This is a genomic window from Vibrio sp. 1580, assembly GCF_033340055.1.
Genome location: NZ_JAWOVT010000010.1, coordinates 118121 through 138797, shown reverse-complemented (window position 1 = coordinate 138797; position 20677 = coordinate 118121). Strand labels below are relative to the sequence as shown.

General features: G+C 45.2%; 14 protein-coding genes. 1 reads left to right on the top strand and 13 read right to left on the bottom strand.

Annotation, left to right across the window (positions count from 1 at the left end; genetic code table 11):
• Position 1: 1 nt before the first annotated feature.
• The 10 genes from R7093_RS16875 to R7093_RS16830 form a co-directional block, all read right to left on the bottom strand.
• Positions 2 to 4372 (bottom strand): RHS repeat-associated core domain-containing protein, encoded by a 4371-nt coding sequence (locus R7093_RS16875; RefSeq protein ID WP_047102283.1) that lies wholly within the window; start codon positions 4370 to 4372, stop codon positions 2 to 4.
• 423 nt (positions 4373 to 4795) lie between these two features.
• The gene (locus R7093_RS16870; protein WP_005377532.1) at positions 4796 to 5212 is read right to left on the bottom strand and encodes a membrane protein; all 417 of its coding nucleotides are present in this window, start codon (positions 5210 to 5212) and stop codon (positions 4796 to 4798) included.
• Positions 5196 to 6248 carry a formate dehydrogenase subunit gamma gene (locus R7093_RS16865; RefSeq protein WP_005377534.1) on the bottom strand — a complete coding sequence of 351 codons (1053 nt, stop codon included), beginning with the start codon at positions 6246 to 6248 and terminating at the stop codon, positions 5196 to 5198. The genes R7093_RS16870 and R7093_RS16865 overlap by 17 nt, the downstream gene beginning before the upstream one ends.
• Positions 6249 to 6262: 14 nt before the next feature.
• Positions 6263 to 6871, bottom strand: coding sequence for a formate dehydrogenase FDH3 subunit beta (gene fdh3B / locus R7093_RS16860; RefSeq protein WP_005377536.1), 609 nt, complete (start codon positions 6869 to 6871; stop codon positions 6263 to 6265).
• An 11-nt stretch (positions 6872 to 6882) separates the two neighbouring features.
• Positions 6883 to 9738, bottom strand: coding sequence for a formate dehydrogenase subunit alpha (locus R7093_RS16855; RefSeq protein ID WP_005377539.1), 2856 nt, complete (start codon positions 9736 to 9738; stop codon positions 6883 to 6885).
• 10 nt (positions 9739 to 9748) lie between these two features.
• Positions 9749 to 9949, bottom strand: coding sequence for a twin-arginine translocation signal domain-containing protein (locus R7093_RS16850; RefSeq protein WP_005377542.1), 201 nt, complete (start codon positions 9947 to 9949; stop codon positions 9749 to 9751).
• A gap of 73 nt (positions 9950 to 10022) precedes the next feature.
• A complete protein-coding gene (locus tag R7093_RS16845; protein ID WP_033905274.1) occupies positions 10023 to 10649 on the bottom strand; it encodes a molecular chaperone in 627 nt (208 codons plus the stop codon).
• A gap of 9 nt (positions 10650 to 10658) precedes the next feature.
• The gene (locus R7093_RS16840; RefSeq protein WP_318146748.1) at positions 10659 to 12320 is read right to left on the bottom strand and encodes a 4Fe-4S dicluster domain-containing protein; all 1662 of its coding nucleotides are present in this window, start codon (positions 12318 to 12320) and stop codon (positions 10659 to 10661) included.
• 311 nt (positions 12321 to 12631) lie between these two features.
• Positions 12632 to 13258 carry a DUF3306 domain-containing protein gene (locus R7093_RS16835; RefSeq protein WP_238844448.1) on the bottom strand — a complete coding sequence of 209 codons (627 nt, stop codon included), beginning with the start codon at positions 13256 to 13258 and terminating at the stop codon, positions 12632 to 12634.
• The gene (locus R7093_RS16830; protein ID WP_033905271.1) at positions 13248 to 13712 is read right to left on the bottom strand and encodes a DUF3305 domain-containing protein; all 465 of its coding nucleotides are present in this window, start codon (positions 13710 to 13712) and stop codon (positions 13248 to 13250) included. Before R7093_RS16830 ends, R7093_RS16835 begins: the two co-directional genes overlap by 11 nt.
• A gap of 323 nt (positions 13713 to 14035) precedes the next feature.
• Between R7093_RS16830 and R7093_RS16825 the strand changes: the two genes are divergently transcribed.
• Positions 14036 to 14860 (top strand): formate dehydrogenase accessory sulfurtransferase FdhD, encoded by an 825-nt coding sequence (locus R7093_RS16825; protein ID WP_005377552.1) that lies wholly within the window; start codon positions 14036 to 14038, stop codon positions 14858 to 14860.
• Positions 14861 to 15100: 240 nt separating this feature from the next.
• Here R7093_RS16825 and R7093_RS16820 read toward each other — a convergent pair whose 3' ends face one another.
• From R7093_RS16820 to R7093_RS16810, 3 genes are all read right to left on the bottom strand, one after another.
• Complete coding sequence (locus R7093_RS16820) at positions 15101 to 16693, bottom strand: ABC-F family ATPase (RefSeq protein WP_025766654.1); 1593 nt, start codon at positions 16691 to 16693, stop codon at positions 15101 to 15103.
• Positions 16694 to 16909: 216 nt separating this feature from the next.
• A complete protein-coding gene (locus R7093_RS16815; RefSeq protein WP_318146747.1) occupies positions 16910 to 18949 on the bottom strand; it encodes a cache domain-containing protein in 2040 nt (679 codons plus the stop codon).
• Positions 18939 to 20390: a sigma-54-dependent transcriptional regulator gene (locus R7093_RS16810; protein WP_017820677.1), complete on the bottom strand. Its 1452-nt coding sequence runs from the start codon at positions 20388 to 20390 to the stop codon at positions 18939 to 18941. The genes R7093_RS16815 and R7093_RS16810 overlap by 11 nt, the downstream gene beginning before the upstream one ends.
• Positions 20391 to 20677: the final 287 nt, after the last annotated feature.

Below are 20677 nucleotides of genomic sequence, written 5' to 3'. Positions count from 1 at the left end.
CTTAATCAATTTTAAACTCAGCTATTCCTACTTTTATATCTGATGCATCACCTGTTTCCGGAATACTCGCCTTGGTGTGAATATACCGTATCGGAATACCGAATGAAGATGCATCTCTGATTTTTTTCGCAGCTATTTTTTCTGTCGTTTCATCTTCGTTTTCAGACATTAGCTTAGTGATTTCTTCAGCATATTTACTAGTCCCTTGCTGATACGCTTCGTTTCCAATTTTTCTACTACCCAAAGGACTGCTCCCCCCTTTGGCCTCAACAATGATAATTTCACCTGGTGGTGGCTCTTCCACCTCGTAAACCATATCAAAGTCGCCCGGCTTCGAAATTGAGGTTCCAATATCTTTGGGATGAAGCAGCTTAGCATTAGGACGTTTACTCCGGACAAAGTCATCCGCGGCCAACTCACCTATTTTTGCAGACTGTTGGTTAATATTACCAATTTGAGCGTTATATCCCTCTTCGCCAGATCGAGCGTCCATTGCCTCTTGACGCTCTTTCAAGCATTCATCAATTTTTGCTTTGTTTCTTTCTGTTAGCTCATAATCACTCGTATTGAGTTCAGAGTTTTCTTTATACTCTGCTTTATTTAGCACAAGATCTTCAGTAAAGATCGTGCAACCTTCTTCCCCGCCAACTTTCTCTGAGTCAAAAACATGCGCATTGACAAACTCCTCAATCCCAACAACATACTGCACTTCGTGTCGGCTGCCATCTGAATGATTGATATGACGATAAAAAGTAATCTCGTTTCTTTCGCAATCAATATGGTCTAAATCGTATTCATATCGAATATGATTTTTACCTTTGGGTTTTCGGATTTTGACTTGCGAGCGAACGCCATCTTCTCCGACGGATGACTCTTTTGCTGCCTCTAAAATCTGATCGCAAACCTCTTGGGGGACGTCGCTTTGCGCCTGATACTCTGCCAACATTTGACCCAAGCGTTTTAGCCCTTCTTCACATAGGAAACCTGTTGGGTCAATCCATTGAATTGGGTTGACTGCATATTGGTAATGATTAATACCACCAGCAATAGATATCGGATCTTGTTGGATAAAGCGTCCTAGCTTAGGATCGTAATACCGAGCGAGGTTGTAATGTAAGTTGGTTTCTTGATCGAAGTACTGTCCTTGAAAACGCAGTGGATTTGCTACATTTTCAATATGTACATGAGCAAAGCCGTTAGCATCGTAGCTGGCACTCCATACAACATTCCCTTCGCAATCGATTAGTCGCTCTGGTTTACCAACTTGATCGCACTGGTACCAATAAATAACGTCATTTTCTAGCAGTGCCACTGGCGTGTAAGTTTCGGGTTGATATAGGTACCAACGGAAAGCACCTGAAGAGCGTTCACCAATTAAACGTTCACCTTCCCACAGGAACTCCTTAACGCCTTTTTGTGTAATTTTTTTCGTTCTGCGCCCTAATGCATCATATTCATATTGACTGATACCATCGTCGGTGTGAACTTCAATGAGCTGATTTAACGCATCAAATACGCGAGTCTGAACGTGTCCTTGCCCCTCACGTTTTGTCTGGTTTCCTTGCGCGTCATATTTGAACCGTACATCATCGTGTACTTCAATACGATCAGCGAATACATCTGAAGTTGGCAAAGTAGGATTGCCAAAACTATCGTATTCAAATTTAGTCACATCTCCGGAAGCATTGACTCGTTTAAGTTGCCCTAAGGTATCGTACTGATAGTGCGTTGCTCCTGCCGTATTATCAATGATTGATGAAATACGGTTTTGTGCGTTGTAAACGTACTTTTTCTCTCTATCTGGCCAATGCTGTTCAACCAAACGACCAACACCATCATAAATGATGCGCTCATTAAAATATGCCGTTTCAATTTGGGAAACTCGTCCCATTTCATCGTAATGAAATTTGATTTGAGGTAAATCTAGGTTTCCAAACCGAATCGCTGAAAAACGCCCATATCGATCGTAAGAGAAGTTCAGTTCCGTATTATCTGGCAGTACCTGAGATACGCGTTGGCCAACTCTGTTAAACTCCTGCGCTATCTCAAACTGGCCTTGAATGCGCTTTGTTAAATGCCCAAATGAAGAGTATTGGTATTGCAATGTTTGATGGCGATTGGATGCTAAAGTAAGTCGCCCACCAAGCGTATAATTGAAGTGGTTCTCTACAATACTGCTACCATTTCCTGCTTTGACGTGCATGAGATAACCCGCAGCGTCATAGCGATACAGCACCGTTCTATCGGCGACTTGCTTACGATGGAGCCGCCCCATATGATCATAATCAAATTGGCTTTGTAGATTATCAAACCCAATAGTTCCTGATAGCTGGCCTTCATCGTCATACAGGAATTCGAACTCTAAGCCGTCACTCCGAACTAATTTAGTCAGGTTACGTTGTTGATCGTATTCGTAAGAAATATGGCTGCCATCGGGAAAGATGACTGCTTCTTGTTGCGCGAGTGCTCCCCATTGATACGAGGTAATGCCTGCTGGCGTCCGAATCTGAGCAACACGACTGTGCTCATCGTAAGAATATTCTTCGCTATAACCGACTTTGTCTTCGTCGTTAAAATAACGAACTGATGTACGCCTGCCAAATTGATCATAAGCGAGTTGAGCAATACACCCATCGGGATAAGCAACGCCATTCACTAAATCTTCTTCATTGTAGCTGTAACGAAGTAATGTACCGTCTATTTCATTCGCGATAAGTCTTTGTTGTTCATCCCACCACCATTGACTTTTCTTACCATCTTCAGACTCTTTTTTGACGACTTGCCCGTGTTTATCGTAATCATATTCCGTGACACAGCCAAACTGGTCGGTATCCCAAACTCTTTGACCGAGGCTATTGTAGTAAGCCTTCTCGATATCCCCATCTGGCGAAACCGTTTTAACTAACTTACCTAAGCCGTCATAGCCATATTGAATTTCTTTGCCAGAGGAATGAAACTTAGAAACCAATTGACCATGCTGATTATATTGATAATTGACCGTTGACTGATCAGGATAGATAGCTTGTGCTTTTCTTCCTAATTCATCATATTGCCATCGCCAAGTTTTACCTGTGGGGCTTATTTTCTCGAGTAAGTTACCCTGCTCGTCATGCAAGAAAGACCATTGATGATCTAACGAGTCAGAATAAGAAGAGTGATTTCCCTGATAATGGAAGCGATAGTCATAAATTCCTGCGTCCCCAACGTTCCTGATGCATTTCGCGTTAGCACCTTCGCCATCCCATTCAAAATAATGAGTAAAGCCAGTTGGTCGTACACGCTTAACAATTAAATGGCCGCGGTATTGATACTGTTCCTTTAAGCCTAAATGATTAGTTGCACTGACCAAATCATCGTGCTCATCATAGGTATAAGTTGTCAGAACTTTTTGGGACTTTGCATTAAGCAGTTCTACAAGGCGTCCTTGCTTATCATATTGACATTCAAGAACCGGACGCTTGTTATATGCGATCTCGATCAATCGATGGTTTCGAGAATACTGCAATTGAAACGTTGAAAACGTGCCATTTCTAACTTGTTTAACAAGCCAGCGATCATCTTTTTGCTCAAACCGATATTGATGCCCATTAGCGAGCGTTACAATCCGAGTTGTTGAGCTCAGGAAATAACAGCTCGCACCAGCGTATATTTGATAACTTGTTGCTCCAATATCTACTGGCTCAAATTCTGTGATATCGGCCTTATCGTCAACAAACTCCCAAGCGATAACATTGTCTTTCTCGTTCGTCTTTTCGCGTAATTCAAACTGAAATGCATGTCGCCAACCAAAGCCCATTCCATGATTTACATCCGACTGCGAAGAGCGGTAAGTACGCTGCCAAGTAGTACCTTGTTGTAGCTCGATATCATAGAGTTCGAGAATTTCTTCACCCGTCACAAGTGATACAGGATCACCGGCTTTCTCATGTTTTTCGCTGCTTTGTTGCTGAGGCTTGGCGGATGCGGCACTTCTGCCACTCTTTTTATTCGACTTCCCCTTTCCCTTCGATGGTTTTGCATTGACGGTATTTTGAGTCGGTGGAGGCGTAACCGCTGACGAGAGTGCGTAGTTTTCGCCGGTAGGTACAATTCGAGCGACATGCAAATCACCGTTCACCAAAGCATTGGCAAACGTTGAATTATAGTGTTGGGAAGTAAGCTCACCGTCAGGTATGTTTGGCTTGAATTGACCAATCGTATAGAACAAGTCCTCGACAGAGCGAAGGTCAAGCTCACCAAAGCTCTCAAGAAACTCTATTGCCTCTTGTTTGGTCACGAATGTTTTAGGTTCGCCGCTAGTAAGTAACTGACCAGAGAAGTGATAACTTTCGCCAAAGCGATTCGTGATAGGAATGACGAATTGAGGGATCATAGCCGTAACGTGTTTGTCCTTTTCTTACCTTGCCGCATCATTTAATGCTCGTTTCGCTCTTTTTATTTGTGAGAGCAAGATGCCTTAATCAAACATCCTCCGATAGAGATTCCTCTGTATGCGTAGACTGAATGTATTGATGGCAATTTTCACGTATGCAACTCTTTGAATTTCTGAGCGCAGCGTACTTTAACGGGACGATGAATCCTGAGTAAATGAACAATAGCGTGAGTGAGACTAATGTCTCATCGTGACGCGATTTTTTTACATGTTTCTTACTTAACTATGATTTTCTGCCCAGTTACGTAAATTCACTCAATAAGTTGCATCAAGTATCACCACTGCGACTCAACGCTTCATATTTGAGACAAAACAGCAACAAAAAAACCGCCTATTACGGCGGTTTTGCTTAAAGAATACTGATTAAAGGTTTGGACCTGTCGATGGTCTGTGTGGTTGGTTATTGAGCAGTTGCTGCATCCCTTGAAACATTCGCATAAACCACACCAAGATGGCTAATGCAGCAAACACCATCCCTACCCAAGGAATAAAGTAAGCGATGGTTTCAAGCAAAGTACTATGCAACCAATAATCACTCACGCCAACGAGTACACCGTTAGAAGTCGCGACGGTGACGATCAACACAACAAAAAACGTCAGGTAGAGAAAGAAGGTGCGAATTAAACCGTAGTAATGAGAAATCACTACGTCGCTGTCTTCTCCCTTATCTAATCGGTAACCCGCATAGATAATTGCGATAACGCCTGAGATCAGAAACGTAAACGGGGTCAGACAGCTCAGGATGTACGCAACCCAAATCCCGTTATGAGGTTTGTTCATTCGCTTTCGCTCCTTTTACTTCCGTTTGTGCCGTATCTGTTTCACCCATCGCTTCTTTGGACTTCACTTCCTCATACCAAAGATCGTGATGCTCTTTCGCCCATGTTTCATCAACTTCACCTGTCACCATGCCTTCTAGCGCACCTTCCATACCGAATAGACCAATATAGATGTGGAAGATAAAGCCACAGATTAGAATCAGCGCCGAAATCGCATGAACTAAGTTAGAAAGCTCCATGTCACGGCGAGTTTGGCCAAAGATAGGAAAGTCCAGAACTAAGCCACTCACTGCCGCGATAGCACCAAAGAAGATTAACAACCAATAGATTGCCTTCTCACCACCGTTTGAGAAACCAGCTGACGGATGTGTGCCTTTGTGTTTACCAACCATGCCGCCCATTTTCATAAACCAACGAACATCTGTCATGTTTGGAATCGACTTGCGCCACCATTTAAAGAGCACGAGCATCAGTAAAATGAAGAACAATGGTCCCATGTAATTGTGGTACTGCTTCGCCAACATGACGATAAAGCCCCAGAACTCAGTAGGAACGTACGGTTTTAAGAAGTGCTTACCGTAAACCAGCATCAAACCACTGAATGCCAACGTTAAGAATGTAAACGCCATACTCCAGTGAAGCGCGCGGTCTAAACGAGACCAACGCTTCATCTTTTTGCCTGTACGAGGCTTACTTAGCATCAAAGGGCCAACAAATACGTAAGCCATGATAACCATCGCGATACTGCCGAAAATCGCGACAGCACCAGCAGGAGACATCCATTTCTCTTTTAGAATGTACCAAGTCTCACCGGGTTTACTGATCAATACGCCATGTTCTGGCGATTGAGACGTGGTGTAGCCTTCTTGCCCCTCTCTGACTTCGCGCCAATAGTCTGCCCCGGCGAGTTGCGTGATCTCCTGTTGAATAACTTTAGAAGATTGTTCCTCTGCTGAAGCAGGCATTGCAAAAGTCAGCAGCAATGCCGTCATCATTGACAGCATTGCTAGAGATGCACGTTTAAGCGTGTTTAACATGTGCCTCTCCTTACTTAGCTTTTCGTCGCATCGTAAGAAAGATCGTTTCCGTCTGTCCAACCTGCGTTTTTCGCGCCGCGTTCTACCACACGTTGACGGAAAATGTCAGAGACTTTCTCTGCGTCACCCGCAAGCAGCGCTTTGGTTGAACAAAGCGATGCACACATCGGTAACTTGCCTTCTGCGATACGGTTCGCACCGTATTTTTGGCGCTCTTCCTCAGAGCCAGGCTCTGTTTCTGGGCCGCCCGCGCAGAAAGTACATTTATCCATTTTGCCACGTTCGCCAAACGCTTCTTGTTTAGGGAACTGAGGTGCGCCAAACGGACAAGCAAACAAACAGTAACCACAACCGATACACAGATCTTTATTGTGAAGAACGATGCCGTCTTCGGTATGCTCGAAACAATCAGCTGGACAAACTGCCATACAAGGCGCATCGGTACAGTGCATACAAGCAACAGAGATAGAGTTTTCACCAGCTTCACCGTCGTTTAGTGTTACCACGCGGCGACGTTGAATGCCCCATTCAAGCGCATCGTCGTTTTCGTTCTTACATGCAGTAACACAGCCGTTACACTCGATACAGCGTTTGGTGTCACATAGAAATTTCATTCGTGCCATTGTCAGACTCCTTACGCTTTACGAATGTTACATAGGGTTACTTTGGTTTCCTGCATCAAGGTAACCGGGTCGTAACCGTAAGTGGTTGCCGTGTTAGCCGATTCGCCAACAACGTAAGGCTGTGTACCTTCTGGGTATTTAGGACGTAGGTCTTCACCTTCGAACTTACCGCCAAAGTGAAACGGAATGAACGCCAAACCAGGTTTCACACGACGTGTTACCATCGCTTTCACCTTGATTCGTCCTTTCTCTGCACCTTCAACCCAAACATCATCACCATCTCTAAAGCCAAGATCGTTCGCGTCTTTCGGGTTCACTTCAACAAACATTTCTTGTTGAAGCTCGGCAAGCCAAGGGTTTGAACGCGTCTCTTCACCACCACCTTCGTATTCAACCAGACGGCCAGAAGTCAGAACGATTGGGTACTCGCCCGATTTGTCTTGCTCTTGAATGGATTTATACAACGTAGGAACACGGAAGATTGCATCTTTGTCTTCCCAAGTTGGGTAGTCCGTTACAAGGTCACGACGTGGTGTGTAAAGTGGTTCACGATGCAGTGGCACACGGTCTGGGAACGTCCAAACAATCGCACGCGCTTTCGCGTTACCAAATGGAATACAACCGTGCTTGATCGCGACACGCTGAATACCGCCAGAAAGGTCAGTCTTCCAGTTTTTACCCTCTGCTGCCACTTTCTCTTCAGCAGTTAGGTCGTCCCACCAACCAAGTTGTTTCAACAACTTGTCAGTGAACTCTGGGTAACCGTCTTTGATTTCACAGCCTTTCGAATAACTGTCTTCTGCAAGAAGGCTCTTGCCTTCAAATTCCACACCAAAGCGCGTACGGAAGTTACCGCCACCTTCTGCAACCGTCTTAGACGTATCGTACAGAATGTGTGTACCTGGGTGTTTCATTTCTGGTGTGCCCCAGCATGGCCAAGGTAGACCATAGGTTTCACCGTTGACAGGGCCACCTTCCGCTTCCAATGTGGTTTTGTGGAACGTATGCCAGTTTTGTTGGTGCGCTTTCAAACGCTCTGGGCTTTGGCCTGTGTAACCAATCGTCCACATGCCTTTGTTGAATTCACGCGTCAGGTCTTCAATCACCGGCTGGTTGTTTTCAACACGGATGTTTTTGAACAGAAGATCTGAATAGCCCAGTTTCTTCGAAAGCAGGTACATGATTTCGTGGTCTGGTTTTGATTCAAACAAAGGTTCAATCACCTGATCACGCCATTGTAGAGAGCGGTTAGATGCGGTAACGCTGCCGTGTGTTTCAAACTGTGTTGTTGCAGGAAGCAGGTAAACGCCGTCGGTACGGTCGTTCATTACCGCAGCAACCGTTGGGTAAGGGTCCACAATCACCATCATGTCCAACTTCTGCATCGCTTTTTTCATCTCAACACCACGTGTTTGAGAGTTAACTGCGTGTCCCCAGTAGAACATTGCACGGATGTTTTCGCGTTGACGAATGTTGTCTTTGTTTTCCAGTACACCATCAACCCAACGAGATACAGGAATACCTGCACTGTGCATTGGTTTCTGACCGCTATAAGCGTTGTCATCGAAACGACCTTTGATCCATTCGTAATCGATTTCCCACACTTTTGACCAATGACGCCAAGCGCCTTCAGAAAGGCCGTAGTAGCCCGGTAGCGTGTCAGAAAGTACGCCAAGGTCGGTTGCGCCTTGTACGTTATCGTGACCACGGAAGATGTTTGCACCGCCGCCTGATTTACCAATGTTTCCAAGCGCTAGCTCAAGCACACAGTAAGCACGTGTGTTGTTGTTACCAGTAGTATGCTGAGTACCACCCATACACCAAACAATACAGCCCGGGCGATTTTCAGAAAGCAGTTTTGCTGTTTGGTAAACGTCTTCTTCGCTTACGCCTGTTACGCGCTCAACTTCTGCTGGCGTCCATTTCGCCACTTCAGCACGGATCTCATCCATACCGAATACACGTTGACGGATGAACTCTTTATCTTCCCATTGGTTTTCGAAGATGTGCCACAACACACCCCAAATGAATGCTACGTCAGAACCAGGACGAAGTGATACATAGTGATCCGATTTTGCTGCCGTACGTGTACGACGAGGATCCGCTACGACGATCTTACAGTTGTTCTTCTCTTTCGCGATCAGAATGTGCTGCATCGCTACTGGGTGTGCTTCAGCTGGATTTGAACCAATGAATAGCATCGACTTACAGTTGTGCATGTCATTGAAAGAGTTGGTCATCGCACCGTACCCCCAAGTGTTCGCTACACCCGCCACGGTTGTTGAGTGACAAATACGCGCTTGGTGGTCAACGTTGTTCGTACCCCAAAGTGATGCCATTTTGCGGAACAAGTACGCTTGTTCGTTGCTGTGCTTTGCGCTTCCCAAGAAGTAAACCGAATCAGGCCCAGACTCTTTGCGGATGTCCATCACCTTGTTACCGATTTCTTCGATCGCTTGATCCCAAGAAAGCTTTTTCCACTTACCGTTTTCAAGCTTCATTGGGTATTTAAGACGGCGCTCACCGTGGCCATGTTCACGCAGTGCTGCGCCTTTTGCACAGTGACCACCGGCGTTAAATGGGTGGTCGAATGCAGGCTCTTGACCCGTCCAAACACCATTTTGAACTTCTGCGTAAATACCACAACCCACTGAACAGTGAGAACAGATAGTACGTTTTACTTCTGTTTTCGCTTCTGGATCGACTGATTTTGCTTGCGCTTTTTTCATCATTCCCGGTGCGAATAGACTAGCACCAACCACTGCACCACCAGCGGCAAGCGAAGTGTTTTTCATGAATGCACGACGAGATACGCCAAGCTGGTTCGTTTCTTTGCTCACACTGTCGGAGCGTTTGACAAGTTTCATCCGTTATCTCCTAAAGTGTGTCGTAGTAATCGCGAATGTGTTGAGTTTCACGATACCCTTTCTTCTTCACGTCGTTTTCAGAAGGCTCAACCGTTTCTGAAGCAACGGCCACTTTCGTGGTTCCCGCAACAACAGCACCGGCAACGGCAGCGGTTGTGAAGCCTTTTAGGAGATCCCTACGGCTTGTGTTTATTTCTTTATTATCTTTCATCATTGCTTCCTTACCTTACGGTAGATCTTTGGAGACTCATGCCTCTCTATCGATATGACCAAGTACTGCTCGATTACTCGTAATCAGTGACGTTTTTCACATCAATTTTTAATTTGTTCTTACTGCTTTTGGTGTTCACGCTAAAGCGCACTTGCTCTAACGTTAAAAACGCATCGCAAAGCTGTGCAGCTGGCTTGTAGAAGTTCACGCTTTCTGCGCTCTCTAGTTGGCGCGTAAAAGATTGGAACCAAGGGGCGATGTGTTTGTTAAACACCGCTTGTTGAAGTTCTTCCTCTTCACCTGTCAGCATTGCCATCACTTCGCACAGTGCAGAAATATGGTCTTCAGGCTCTTTCACGTTCTCTTCTCGTTCGATGCCTAAAAGATCCAAATCGCGACGAATTTCCGCTAACGGTTTTTCCATCATCGAGCCAGTGCGATGCCAAGATCCGAATGGCACAACTTCACCACGTCCAATGCCAATAAACAGATCTTGATATTCTTCTTCTAACGCTTCTCGCTGCGCTTCGTTCGCGGCTTGTTGCAGTGCGAGCCAAGCTTTTTGCATCGCGCTCTCAGACGGTTCAATTTCTAGCGATTTCAGGAACGTCAGCATTTCATCACTAGGCGCACTACGAAAAAGTGCAGATAGAACGAGATAAATGTCTGTTCTCAGTGTTTGTTCTTGTTGTGTGTCCACTGCGAGCTCCTAGTATTTCAATTGTTTCATTGGGTCTTCTGCCATCGACTCAAACATGTCGATCACACGGCAGTCTTCACACATCGCGATACGATTGATCGCCGCTTCATCAGAGAAATGAGAGTGACCGCGTAACTTGTTTTGTAGCATGTCGATCATCGATTGCGGAGCAAAAGGCTTGTGACAACGAATGCACTCGGCTGCCTTTTCTTCATGAATCACAACCGCTTTCTGGCGTTCTTCTTTCACCCAGTTCATACGAGGAGTAAGCGTCAGCACTTTCTCTGGACACGCTTTCTCGCACAGCCCACATTGAATGCAGTCTTGCTCGACGAATTTAAGCGACGGAGATCGACCGTCCGTATGCAATGCACGTGTTGGACACACCGCCACACAGCTCATACACAACGTACAACCTTTACTTTCACAAGAGACTGTGCCGTAAGGTGCGTTCGCTGGAAGTTCAACAATGTTCTCAACTGGAATACGTGATGCGGACAACGCATCCAACGCCGTAAATAGACGCTGACGTTTGTTACCTTGCAAATCACCTAATGCCAAATCAAAAGACTCAGTACAAAGTGTCGGAGCACCTTCACGTAGTGACTCTAGATACAGAATGTCGATGGTTTCTTTGGCGATACCAAGCTGACCGAGCAGCTCTTGAGCAATACCTACTTCGCTATTAAGCACGCGAATAATGGTTTGAGGCATAAAACGTGAAGCCGCAAACAGCACCTGAGTAGCACCATTCACAAGCGCGGCGAACCAAGTATCAATACCAACCGAAGGCAGTTCTTCCACCACAATTGGAATCACATTATCTGGCAGTGCTTTTAGTGCCATCACGTTGTAGCTCTCGTGGCGAGAACTACAAATCAATACGATAGGATCTAAACCACCCGCTTGCTCATAGTTGGCGAGCGTACGTTCAATAAACTTTTGCGTATCTTCAGGGTTTGGCAGTGCGTAATGAATCGCTTCTGTCGGACACGCTGTAGCACAAGTACCCACGCCTTGACATAGGTATGGGTTGATCTCGATGCGATGGCCCGTTCTGTCGCTGCCTTCACTCGATAGTGCCCCTGCCGGACAAGCATCCACACACCGTTCGCAACCTTTTACGCCACGAGAGCTGTGTGCACATAAATCGGTATCTAAACGGAAGAATTTCGGTTTATCGAACGTCCCCATTAAGGTTGGAATCTCTTCCAACGCTTCAGCCAGTTTCGGATAGCCACGACCTACTGGGTAGTAGCCCGGTACTGGGACTTCTTCCGACATGCAGCTGCTAAGGCAAAGATCGAGTACGATATCGAAACAATCGCTATTGATCGCGACCTTGGCAAGATTGTTGGTCAAACCATGATTTTCAATCAGAACTTCAAACGTACCTAAGAACCCTGAAACCTGAACCGAATTGGCGTAATAAAGCTCGGGATTTGTGCCCTTTTCGCCATCGGTAGAAAGCAGCGTTAGGCTGTTCATTTGCGACAATTGCGCTGCCGCACTTTCGATGATTGCTGTTGGGCCCACAATCAAAGTATTACCGCCGCTTTCATAGCTTACGGTTGGTGGAATAAGATTGGTCAACTCTACGGTATTTTCGAAAGCGTACAGCCTCGCTTTACCGTTATTGGAAGTTGCTTGTTCTAATAATTGTTTCAGCATTGCTCAATTCCATTTATGAACATGGATAGTCTTTTCCATCTCTTAGTGTAGTTAGCGCCGGAGATTCTGCTGATTAACTTATCAATGAGAATTCTTATTCCGCCATCTATAGGCGATGAATACTACGCAGTGCGTCCGTACTAACTTCAACCAGATTGGTATTGAGCAACAAATAGCAAGTGTCATGCCAATAAAATATCAACTTAAAATCAATAGGTTATCAATTTTACTGACAAATAGTAGGGATAAAAAAACCGGTTGAGACATTTTGTCTCAGCCGGCTCATTGAGTGTTTAGTCAAAATGTACCTATTATTTATGTGGTATATTTTGTCTCACCTCGTTAGGCTGTGATTCTTCAGCAAAAGTATCACTTTCGCCAGATACTGTATTTATATACAGTTCATTTTCATCTTGAGTAATTTGGCCACTTTTGTCGGTGTTTGACTCTGCGTCTTCAACTACCTCAGATGCGATATCGTTAGCGTTAAGCTCAGACCCTTGCGCAGTTTCAGCGTCTGGTTCGTCTTCCACTTTGTCTTTAACCCAATCACGCAGCGTCTCAGCGACGTCTTGAGAAAGTGACTTTAAGTTACTGTAATCATCATCGTAATCGTCTAGGCCGTCACGCACGTTAAATTCTTCGGACAAGAACATTTTGCGCAGCGCGGCTTTCTTAACACTTTCTGAAGCTTCAGAAACCAGCAGTTGCGCCACAGACATTTCTTCGGTTTTTTCAGCCTCTACACTCGCGGTAATGTCTGGAGACTGACTATCCTCATTGACGTTCAAAGCATCTGAGCTTTCGTCAGCGTTTGAAAGCGCTGTGACACTATCTTCGGATTGCTCCGTCTCTGCTATCGGCGTGATCTCTTCATCATATTGGGAAGATTCTTCTAATTTACGTTTCGACCAACGGCTTAAAAAACTAGTTGCCATTTGCTCTGCCTGCTCCTTTGCGTTTCTTGCGTCTTACTTCTAACAACTCACCGTGACGACCAATAAAGGCTTCCATCCAAGCCTGAACGGCTAACGGCATATCGTTAGATAGTACAAGGTTATCACCATCCATATATTGCGCCGCAACAGATTGTGAAGCCGTCAGTAACTGTATCGCTGGTTTTTCACCAGACTCGACGTTATCCATCACTAAAAAGAGTTTAGGTTTCTGAGAGCTTAAGTTAAAGCGGTAGTCTGTACGTTCATCTTTATGTAATTGCAACGGACAAACATCTGGAGTCTCTTCCGTCGGATTCAGCGCAAATCCTGTCAACTGCCATTGGGTTGTCACCCAAATCCCTGTACTGATCTCATGCTCAACAAGCTCTACGCCGATTGGCCATGTATCCTCAGTCTTTTCGTAATTTTTTTCGAAATCTTTCTTATCCGACATAACTCACCCAGTCTTTCTATTTTTGGCCTGAAAACACACAAGAGATTTTGCCCCCGTTTTCGACCATTTTTATTGTCTTCGAAGCAATAAACGCGCCAAGCTGATATAACTTAGTCTATATACTCCCTCAGGCTATAAGTACCAAACTAGACGAAACTCAAATGTATTGATGTGTCATTACTGCGAACTCGCAGTTTTAATGCATTGTTGACATAAAACCTCGCAATTTCTGTGGGAACCGCTATTTTGGAATGAGATTTGCTAGCCACTTAACAAGCTAAAATGCGTAGCAACCTAACGCTCTTAATCACTAGGACACGACTGTGCTGAAACCAAATATTATTAAAACCAGTGAAAATCCCCTGCAAACCATTGAAGTCGATGTGTACGACGAGTACGGCGAAAAGCTCACGAAGCAAATCGCTTGCGAGCGTCCTCTTACGGTCATGCTGAACTGGAAAGAAGTGGTCACGCTCATGACGCTAGGTTCGCGTCCAGAAGCACTAGTACTGGGTTATTTAAAAAACCAAAGCTTCCTGTCCGATCCAGCCGCGATTGAATCCGTTATTATTGACTGGGAAACGCATTCCGCAGCGGTGATTACTAAAGAAAACACTGAACACTTAGAAGGCGCCCTGAAAAAGAAAACCGTCACCTCAGGTTGTGGCCAAGGCACTATGTATGGCAACGTGATGAAGCAGCTTGAAAATTATCAAGTGCCTCAAGTTTCTCTTAAGCAGTCAGAAATTTATTCTGCGCTGGAAGCGTTAACTCATTACAACGACACCTACAAAAAAGCGGGCGCAGTACACGGCTGTGCGGTTTGCAAAGGTAATGAAGTGTTGTCATTTGTGGAAGATGTCGGCCGTCACAACGCAGTGGATACACTTGCAGGTGAGATGTGGCTCAAAGAAGAAACAGGTGAAGATAAAATTTTCTACACAACTGGTCGCCTTACATCAGAGATGGTGATTAAAGTGGCTCAAATGGGCATTCCTGTTCTGCTTTCTCGCTCTGGCGTTACTCAAATGGGGTTAGATCTAGCGAAGCAATTTGGTATTACGACCATTGCACGTGCGAAAGGTTTGCGCTTCCAAGTGTTTACAGGAGCCGACAAGGTTGAATTTGATGTAAAAGGCAACCAATAACACCTTTTCAGTGTAAACTAAAACCAATAATGCGGATTCACAGAGGATGTGGACTATGAATAATGACCAATTGTGGAATTTTCTGCTTACGCCCAGCGGTATCATGCTTTCTATGATTATTACCTTTGGCGTAGTCGGAATCTATGCGTATATAACCGGTCAGTTTAAGGATTAAGGCCAAATATTAAAAAAGCCTCGCTAAATAGCGAGGCTTTTGCTTTTTAAACGCTTTGCGAGTAATTACGCGTCAACGCCACGCGATTTTAGGAACTCAGAGTAAGTGCCTTTAAAGTCTGTGATTTTACCATCGCGGATTTCGATAATACGCGTTGCTAGCGAGTCTACGAATACACGGTCGTGAGAGACGAAGAACAACGTGCCTTTGTATTGCTCAAGCGCCGTGTTCAAAGATTCAATTGATTCCATGTCCATGTGGTTGGTTGGTTCGTCCATTAGCAGCATGTTTGGCTTGTGCATCATTAGCTTACCAAGCAGCATACGACCTTGCTCACCACCAGACAGTACTTTTACTGACTTCTTAATGTCATCTTGACCAAACAGCATACGACCAAGGAAACCACGAACGACTTGCTCGTCATCACCTTCTTGACGCCATTGACCCATCCAATCCGTTAGATTCATATCTTCTGCAAAGTCATGCGCGTGGTCTTGCGCGTAGTAACCGATGTTTGCATTTTCAGACCATTTGAACTCACCAGCACGCGGTTCAAGTACACCAGCAAGCGTGTTTAGAAGTGTTGTTTTACCCACACCGTTCTCACCGATGATCGCAACGCGCTCACCCACTTCAAAAATTGCATTGAAGTCTGAGAACAAGTCCTCTTCGAATCCTTGGCTTAGGTTTTCAACAATCAGAGCATTACGGAACAGCTCTTTCGACTGTTCGAAACGAATGAATGGGTTTTGACGGCTAGACGCTTTAACTTCATCCAGTTTGATCTTGTCGATTTGCTTAGCACGAGATGTCGCTTGTTTTGCTTTCGATGCGTTTGCAGAGAAACGAGCAACGAACGTTTGTAGCTCAGCGATTTGTGCTTTCTTCTTCGCGTTGTCGTTTAGTAGACGTTCGCGAGCTTGAGAAGCCGCCGTCATGTACTCGTCGTAGTTACCTGGGTAAACGCGTAGCTCACCGTAGTCCAAGTCAGCCATGTGTGTACATACTGAGTTTAGGAAGTGACGGTCGTGCGAAATGATGATCATTGTGCAGTTACGCGCGTTTAGCGTGTCTTCCAACCAACGGATTGTGTCCATGTCCAAGTTGTTGGTAGGTTCGTCAAGAAGCATCACATCTGGGTCTGCGAATAGAACCTGCGCTAGAAGCACACGAAGTTTCCAGCCTGGTGCTACTTCACTCATTAGACCGAAATGTTGCTCCATTGGGATACCTACAGCAAGAAGAAGCTCGCCCGCTTTGGCTTCTGCCATGTAGCCGTCCATTTCAGCAAACTGAACTTCTAAGTCAGCCACTTTCATGCCGTCTTCTTCGCTCATCTCAGCAAGTGAGTAGATGCGGTCACGCTCTTTCTTCACTTCCCATAGCTCTTTATGGCCCATGATGACGGTATCGATTACCGTAAATTCTTCGTAAGCGAACTGGTCCTGGTTCAGTTTTGCAACGCGCTCGTTTGGATCGTAGCTTACGTTACCGCTGGTTTGCTCAAGCTCGCCGCTGAGGATCTTCATAAAGGTTGATTTACCACAACCGTTAGCTCCAATTAAGCCATAGCGATTGCCTTCGCCGAACTTAACTGAAATGTTTTCGAATAGCGGCTTAGCGCCGAATTGTTGAGTAATATTCGCTGTGGAGATCAAAACCTTTACCTTAGCAATTGGGGTGTATTTAGAAAAACCGGGCAACGGTACTTGTTCATGCTACATACTGCAAGTGTTGTTTTTATTAATTCACTCCAAGTGAAATCATTGTAAGGTTTCTAAGAAGCAAAAGCGTAAACATAAATGCGTCATTAAATACAAAAAAGAGCCACTATCGTCAGTGGCTCTTTTTCCATTAATGCTTCAAAAAAGTGACTAAGCGATGTTCGTCACCTCTAGGATCAGTTCGGCTTTTTTAGGTAAATAAATACTGAATTTACTGCCTGTTCCCCATTCAGACTCAGCTTTTAACTCACCACCCGTTTGGCTGAGAATACTTTGGGAGACCGATAGCCCTAACCCTGTGCCTTCTCGTTTCGTTGTGTAAAATGGCGAGAAGATTCGACTCAAGTTTTCTGGTTTAATACCGCAGCCCTCATCGATAACATGAATCGCAGCTCCTTTCACTTCACCCTCTTCAATCCAGTCTTCACTGACTACTGTTAAAGTTCCTTTACCGCTCATTGCGTGAATGGCGTTCATTTGCAAATTAACTAAGATTTGTAGCAAGTGGTGACGGTTTATCTCAACGGACGTATGCGCTTGTAGGTCAGTCACAAACTCAACGTCGCGTTTCTTGGTGCCAGTTTTAACCAAGGTGATGCTTTCATCAATAATAGGATTGACATGTTGCCAAGTGATTTCATCTTGAACACCGCCTTGGCGACTGTATTGCAATAAACTGCGTGTGATATTGCGGATACGATCAATTTGCGCGTGAATCGCATCAATTTCTTCTTGTACTCGACTTGCATCGTCACCCAATTCAAAATGGATCAATTCTACGTTGCCAAGAATCACGGCGGTTGGGTTATTAATTTCGTGAGCAATCCCCGCGGTGAGTTCTCCCAGCGCTGCCAGTTTTTCATGAACAACGAGTTTGTCGCGGGTTTGGTTGAGCAATTGAATATGCAGTTCAAGATCTTGGGTTTTTTCTCTCAGGCTTGCCGTACGCTCTTGAACTTTGCATTCAAGTTGAGCTGCGGAGTTTTTCAGTTCAATTTTGCGCTCTTCTAGCGCGTCTAACATATCATCAAACTGTCTGGCTAACTGCGCAAGTTCATGATCGGCATCTAATCCTAACGGGCCAATCCGTTTTTCTTTACCTTGTTGGACCTGCTTCACCACTTTGTGAATGCGTTCGATCGGTCGAAACAGATCATAAGAACCGCGATATACCATCACGCCAGAAACCAGCAATAACATAACCGTAATCAAGCTGATTTCGGCAATGTTGGTCATGTAGGCTTTAACGAATGGCCACATGAGGTAACCGGTATAAAGCATACCAATAACATTGTCGTATTGGTCTTTGATTGGTTGATACGCCGTAATATACCAAGCGTCATACACATAAGCGCGATCAACCCACTGTTCACCCTTAGAAAGTACTTGGTTATACACTTCGGCGCTCACGCGAGTGCCTATAGCGCGCCCTAGTCTATGATCGCTGTCTAAAGGAACGTTGGTGCTCACACGCAAATCATCGAGAAATACCGTCAACGTACCCACAGGGCGAAGGCGGTCATTATCACTTAAGTAAATGAGATCGCGGATTTGATCCACCAGCACTGTGCTGTTGTTAAGGAGCAAACCACCATCAAGAAAGCCGATCAAATCGTTCGCTTGGCTGTATACCGGAATCACGGTTCGACTGACTAACCCACGCGCCTCCCTGTCACCATCAGCAAGAATAGGCACTTCTGCTCGTTTGGCGAGTTCAGGATCGAGGCGTTCGAGTTCTTCTTTATTAAGTACATCAAAAAACGATTCGCGCTTGGTGAGATCCATAAAGCGGAATTTGTTTTCCATGGAATTAACGCGTTGGAAAGAGAGAAAATCTAAAGCATATCTTTTCTTCTGCTCTGTGACCCACTTTTGCAGGTCACCTTGTGGCGTTCCTTGATTAATGCGAATACGGAAATCGTACGAATCGGCAAACGCCCGCACGTAATTGGCTTGCTTTTGCTGTAACAACGTTACGCTGTTATTTGCAACACCAAGACGCTCCGAGACATCAAGCAGCGCATTTTGCCACGTGTAATGAATAGACCAATAAATGGTAATGCCGATCAGAGCTAACAATGTGAGGAAAATCGGCGCAGAGGTTAAGAATAACAAGCGATAACGCACCATGGTTTTAAAACGGTGCGTCCATTTTGACAATCCTTTGTACTGTGGGCCGTTAGTCGGCATATTCCTCATCCTCAGAATCCCATTCTTTGTATTTACGTTCTAAGGTCTTGCGAGCTACGCCCAAGTCACGAGCAGCAGCAGACTTATTGCCTTCATGCAAGTTAACGACTTGTTTAATATGTGCTTTCTCGACTTCTTTTAACGTCCAGCTGTTTGGATAGCCTTCGCCAGTAAATTCTTTGCCTTCTCTAAAGGTTGGTAACTCAGCAGAGTGAGAAACAGTAATCGATACATTAGGCAGTGAATGCCCGCCATTCAGCTCTCGCCAATAGTGTGCAGGTGGTTTGCCAAGCAAGATACAACGCTCAATCAAGTTTTTCAGCTCACGAATGTTTCCCGGCCAATCGTACTCACTCATGGCTTCCATGTCCTCGTGCGCCCATTTGGGCGCAGGCATACCGAGCTCGCGCGTCAGCATGTTGCTGAAAAATGGCACCAACTCAAATAAGTCGGTTTTGCGCTCTCGCAGCGGACACACTTCAATTTTCAGAACGTTTAAACGGTAATAGAGGTCACTGCGGAAATTACCTTGATTGACCTCTTCTTGCAGGTTTCGGTTGGTTGCCGCTACGATACGGACATCAATACTGATCTCTCTTTCTGAACCGACAGGGCGAATCGTACGCTGCTCTAACACACGTAATAATGATGCCTGCATTGCAAGTGGCATCTCCCCGATTTCGTCAAGAAATAAGGTGCCACCGTTAGCAACACGGAACAAACCTTCACGCGATTTTTTTGCACCGGTAAACGCGCCCGATGTATGACCAAACAACTCACTCTCTAAAAGCTCAGGTGCAATCGCGCCGCAGTTGATTGGCACAAACGGGCCCGTTCTCCCACTCGCCTGGTGGATACCTCGTGCAACTAGCTCTTTACCCGTACCCGACTCACCTTCCACCAAAACAGAAGCGCGTGATGGTGCAAATTGGTTAATAAGTTGCTTAAGCAGGCGCGTTTTTTCTGAGCCGCCGATGATCTCTGAGGTATTGTGACGTTGGTAATCGCGTGTCATGGCGTACTGCATGCGTTCGTTCAAACGGCGATCCATACAGCGACTGACCGCTTTTAACATCTGCTCAAGGTTGAATGGTTTGAGGATAAAGTCGGAAGCACCGAGCTGTAGCGCTCGAATGGCAATTTCTAAATCCGCATAACCCGTCATAAAAATCACATCGGCACGTTTGTCATCATCTTCAAACGCTTCTTCCCACTCAATTCCAGAACGCCCTGGCAGATTAATATCCAGTAAGATCAGATCATAATGTCGAGAATTACGCAGTTGTTCTGCTTCTTCGATGCTACCAGCTGTATCGACATGTGAAAAAAGCTTACCCAATGCCTTTTTCAAGATGGCTTGCATGCCTAATTCATCATCGACGACCAGTACGGAAAAGGCGCTATATTGTTGGTTTGTACTAAGATGGGATTGAGTAGACATATTTACCCCAGATGGATTTCGATGGGACAGAGTGTACCAAGTTTAAACAGAGATACCCTACAAAAAGTGCGACATTTTGTACCAACGCAAACTTTTATGCAAATAACCCCATGATTTAGTGCATAAACCAAGCACTTTAAGCTTGTAAAAGGTTGGCATCTTGTTTGCTATAAGGTGGATACGGAGCGCATTTAAGTGATCTCAGGATGTTGATGTTTGCTTATTCCAACACCCTGAGACAACTTGCGTATTACGCTAATCGCTCTCGTCCAAAAAGGCTTCTCCCT

What these genes read in the sequence shown, in the direction of transcription:
- R7093_RS16835 (WP_238844448.1), bottom strand. Translation starts at nt 13,258, where the DNA reads ATGGCAACTAGTTTTTTAAGCCGTTGGTCGAAACGTAAATTAGAAGAA.
- fdh3B (WP_005377536.1), bottom strand. Translation starts at nt 6,871, where the DNA reads ATGGCACGAATGAAATTTCTATGTGACACCAAACGCTGTATCGAGTGT.
- R7093_RS16840 (WP_318146748.1), bottom strand. Translation starts at nt 12,320, where the DNA reads ATGCTGAAACAATTATTAGAACAAGCAACTTCCAATAACGGTAAAGCG.
- R7093_RS16855 (WP_005377539.1), bottom strand. Translation starts at nt 9,738, where the DNA reads ATGAAACTTGTCAAACGCTCCGACAGTGTGAGCAAAGAAACGAACCAG.
- R7093_RS16830 (WP_033905271.1), bottom strand. Translation starts at nt 13,712, where the DNA reads ATGTCGGATAAGAAAGATTTCGAAAAAAATTACGAAAAGACTGAGGAT.
- R7093_RS16850 (WP_005377542.1), bottom strand. Translation starts at nt 9,949, where the DNA reads ATGAAAGATAATAAAGAAATAAACACAAGCCGTAGGGATCTCCTAAAA.
- R7093_RS16870 (WP_005377532.1), bottom strand. Translation starts at nt 5,212, where the DNA reads ATGAACAAACCTCATAACGGGATTTGGGTTGCGTACATCCTGAGCTGT.
- R7093_RS16810 (WP_017820677.1), bottom strand. Translation starts at nt 20,390, where the DNA reads ATGTCTACTCAATCCCATCTTAGTACAAACCAACAATATAGCGCCTTT.
- R7093_RS16865 (WP_005377534.1), bottom strand. Translation starts at nt 6,248, where the DNA reads ATGTTAAACACGCTTAAACGTGCATCTCTAGCAATGCTGTCAATGATG.
- R7093_RS16875 (WP_047102283.1), bottom strand. Translation starts at nt 4,372, where the DNA reads ATGATCCCTCAATTCGTCATTCCTATCACGAATCGCTTTGGCGAAAGT.
- R7093_RS16815 (WP_318146747.1), bottom strand. Translation starts at nt 18,949, where the DNA reads ATGCCGACTAACGGCCCACAGTACAAAGGATTGTCAAAATGGACGCAC.